General features: G+C 64.4%; 3 protein-coding genes. 2 read left to right on the plus strand and 1 reads right to left on the minus strand.

What is annotated here, in order from left to right; translation table 11 throughout:
• Positions 1-38: 38 nt before the first annotated feature.
• Entirely contained in the window at positions 39-1142 is a 1104-nt protein-coding gene (locus tag ABNS06_RS13610; RefSeq protein ID WP_348675136.1) for a hypothetical protein, read from the minus strand.
• 150 nt (positions 1143-1292) lie between these two features.
• On the opposite strand from ABNS06_RS13610, the gene ABNS06_RS13615 reads away from it, so the two are divergent.
• Together ABNS06_RS13615 and ABNS06_RS13620 are read left to right on the plus strand one after the other, a co-directional pair.
• Positions 1293-3146 (plus strand): TonB-dependent receptor, encoded by a 1854-nt coding sequence (locus ABNS06_RS13615; RefSeq protein ID WP_348675137.1) that lies wholly within the window; start codon positions 1293-1295, stop codon positions 3144-3146.
• The coding region (locus ABNS06_RS13620; protein WP_348675138.1) for a YfiR family protein at positions 3146-3544 on the plus strand (399 nt) is incomplete at its 3' end. The genes ABNS06_RS13615 and ABNS06_RS13620, both read left to right, overlap by 1 nt.

Raw genomic sequence — 3544 nt, forward strand, 5'->3', positions numbered from 1 at the left:
AGAGCAGCCAACCACTGACTTTAGCGGTAAACCACCGTTTAAGCGTCACTAATCCGCCCTGTAATATCACCCCGGGCCTGCCAGGCGGTCAACATGGGGTCGTCGAAGGTGTCCAGGTGGTGCACGGTGCGGGTGAAGCCAGGGATGCGGCCTTCGGCGCGCAGGCGGGCCAGCGCCAGCTGGGCCGCCGTGTTGGCGGCGATGACCGCATTGGCATAACGCGGCTCGCCGCGAATCACCAGGTTCTTGAACTGATGCACTAGGCCGTCGTAGCCCAGGGCGCGGGTCAGGTCGGTGACGGCATCGCTGAATGCGCTCTCGTTGGTTACCGAATGGGTCGCCTGGAGATAGGCGTCGCTGCGCTGCAACGCCGATTCGACTCCGGTGCGCAGGCCGGTCGGCAACTCGTTGATGGCGTCGTTCAGCACCGCGTCCAGACTGGCGAGCCGACGGGATGCCGGGGCTTGCAGGTCGCGTGTCGCCAGGGCATTGAAGATCAGCGCGTCCTGCTCGCCGATCACCTGGCGTATCCGTTCGATGGCGGTGCGTGCGCGTACCATGTTCGCGGTGGCGCGATCCGGGATGGCCTCCTGGAGGGTCCGCAGCCAGCGCCTGAGCTCGGTCTCCAATCTGTTGTGAGTCGCGATCGTCGACAGCGAATCATCGGAGATTCGCACCCGCTCGTTGCGCGAGCCCAGGGTTCGGATCAGTTGGGCGGGCGACAGGGCATTGCCGAAGGCGTCCGAATGCGATGAATCGAGTTGCTGCTCCAGGACGGGCAGACGCTGGTCCGTCGTGGTCCTGGCCTCGGCGAGCGCCGCCTTCAGGGTCTCCGTGTCGAGTTCGTCCAGCAAATCGACCGCATCGGTCTGTTCGAAAATCAAGGCTTCCAGACCAATGGCGTCGGCGGTGGACATGCGCGCCAGCAGCTTGCGCTCCAGGTCGAGGCTTTGCGAAAGCCCCGTCAGCGTCTTCGCCAGCTCATGCGCCTCGTGTGCATAGGCCACATCTGCGCGGGTCTGCAGGCTGTCATCCGCGACCAGCCACACAAGAAAACCCAATGCCGGCAGCGGAGCGCATGCCAGCAGTAGCAGTTTGGTGCTGAGTGTGAATCCCCGTGCCAATGTGCCCTCACTGGGCATCACGACCGCTCCCTGGCCCCCCAGGAGCACGTGTGAATTATTGCAAGCTACCGCATGATAACGGTTAAAATTCCCAAGAAAAGGTTTCGGGGAGAGGGAAACTTGCGAACTCAGTGGATAGCCGCGTGGTTATGCGTCGGAGGCCTGTTTGTGAGCGGGTCACTGATGGCGCAGGATCTCAGTGACCTGGATCTGGATGCGCTGATGGAGGTGGAGATCACCTCCGCGTCCAAGAAGGCGCAGCCGCTGATCGAGGCACCGGCCGCCATTTACGTCATCGAGGGCGATCTGCTGCGCCGCATGGGGGTGCGCACCCTGCCCGAGGCTTTGCGGCTGGCGCCGGGACTGCATGTCGCGCGCATCGACGGTAGCGACTACTCCATTGGTGCACGGGCCATGAACGGCACCAGCATCAGCCCGTCGAACAAGATCGAGATTCTGATGGACGGCCGCAGCCTCTACACGCCGCTGTTCTCCGGTGTGCTCTGGGATCAGCAGGCGGTTCTGATCGAGGACATCGAGCGGATCGAGGTCATCCGCGGTCCCGGTGGCACGCTCTGGGGCGCCAATGCCGTCAATGGCGTGATCAATGTGGTCACCCGCTCGGCTACCGCCAGTGAGGCATCCCGGGTTGTGCTGGCTGGCGGAACCGAAAACCGGTTTTACGCCGCCGCCCGCGCGGCCGGTCGTATCGCGTCCAACGGGCACGCGCGTGGCTACGTGACCAGCTATGGGCTGGACGACGCCCGGGCTGCCGACGGCTCAACCCTGCCGTCGTCCATGGACATCACCGCCGGAGGATTTCGCAGCGACTGGACGCTGAACACGGCAACCAGCCTGACCGTGCAGGGCGACGCCTACCACGGCGAAAGCCGGGAGCCGACGGTCGGAGGCAGTGCGCTGACCCAGCTCAGCGGCGGCAATGTGCTGGCGCGCATGCTCTACGCTCCGAGCACGACACGCTCGCTGACCGTTCAGTCCTACGTGGATCTTTATCGCCGGTCGGGGTCGCCGTCGTTCGGCGAGGAGCGGGCGACCTTCGATCTGAGCGCGGAGGGTCACTGGTCGAAGTGGGGGCGGCATGACATTGTCGCCGGTGTCGGCTACCGCCGCTCCGAGGACGAGACCGATCGCAACACCACGATCATCTTCGAGCCGGCGGAGCGGACACTGGAGACCTGGAGTGCGTTCGTCCAGGACGAGATCGCGGTGCTTCACGACAAGCTTTCGCTGATTGTCGGGACCAAGCTGGAGCACAACGACGTGACCGGCACGGAGTGGCAGCCGAACATCCGGTCGGTCTACTCGCTCGACCGCGCATCCGTGTTGTGGGGTGGTGTGTCGCGCGCGGTGCGGATTCCCAACCGGGTCGACGAGGATCTGGCGATCGATGCCGGGACCACCGTGATTCGGGTCGGCAACCCGGAGGTCGAGTCCGAGGAACTGATCGCCTACGAAGTCGGGTACCGCAAGTCGTTCGATGCGGGTTTCTCGCTGGATATCGCGACCTATTACAACGATCTTGACCGCTTCCAGAGCATCGAGAGCGACGGTCAGTCGCAATTCCTGGTCGAGAACCGCGTCCAGGGCGAGGCCTGGGGCATCGAGCTGGTCGGTGCCTGGCAGACCACCGACCAGTTGCGTCTGGAACTGGCCTACAGCTTCCAGGAGTTGGACCTGGAGACGGAGCCGGACAGCACGGATACCACGACCGAAGGCTTCGAGCACCGCTTTCCGCGGAACCTCGCGTCCCTCAAGACGATCTGGATGGCGCCTCGTGACGTGACCGTCGACGCCATGCTTCGCTACGCTGATGCGATCCGCTCCGGAGGACAGTCGCTTGCGCCCGCCTATGTCGAACTCTCGACCGGTATTGGCTGGACCGTGACGCCGGCGCTGACGTTGCGCCTGTCCGGCAACAACCTGCTTGACGACGCGCACCGCGAGTATGGGACCGGCGAGATTGAGCGCAATGTCGAGTTCAGCGTGGAGGCGACATTCTGATGCCGGCCAGGATGCGAATGGTTGGTCTGGTGCTGGCCCTGATCGGGGGGCAGCTTGCCGGGGTCGCGCACGCGCAGACAGCCAGCGCCACCGAATACCGGCTCAAGTCCGCGTTTCTGGTCGCCTTCGCCAAGCTGATTGCCTGGCCGGATACCGCGTTCGCGGCACGGACGGAGTCGCTGATCATCTGCGTGGTGGGCGAGGATCCGTTCGGGTCGGTGCTGGACGCCGCGGTCGAGGGCAAGCTGGCCAATGGGCGCACGCTGCAGGCTCGCCGGGTCGATGGCGGTGATATCAGCGGTTGCCACATCGCATTCGTGTCCACGGATGTTCGAACCGCGCGTGAGCAACTGGTCAGCAAGCTTGCCGAGGCGTCGATCCTGGTTGTCGAGGACGGC

Origin of the sequence: uncultured Abyssibacter sp., assembly GCF_964000955.1 — a bacterium.
In the GTDB taxonomy this organism is placed as follows: Bacteria; Pseudomonadota; Gammaproteobacteria; order Nevskiales; family OUC007; genus Abyssibacter.

Coding starts and splice junctions, on each gene's coding strand:
- ABNS06_RS13610 (WP_348675136.1), bottom strand. CDS start 1,142: ATGCCCAGTGAGGGCACATTGGCACGGGGATTCACACTCAGCACCAAA.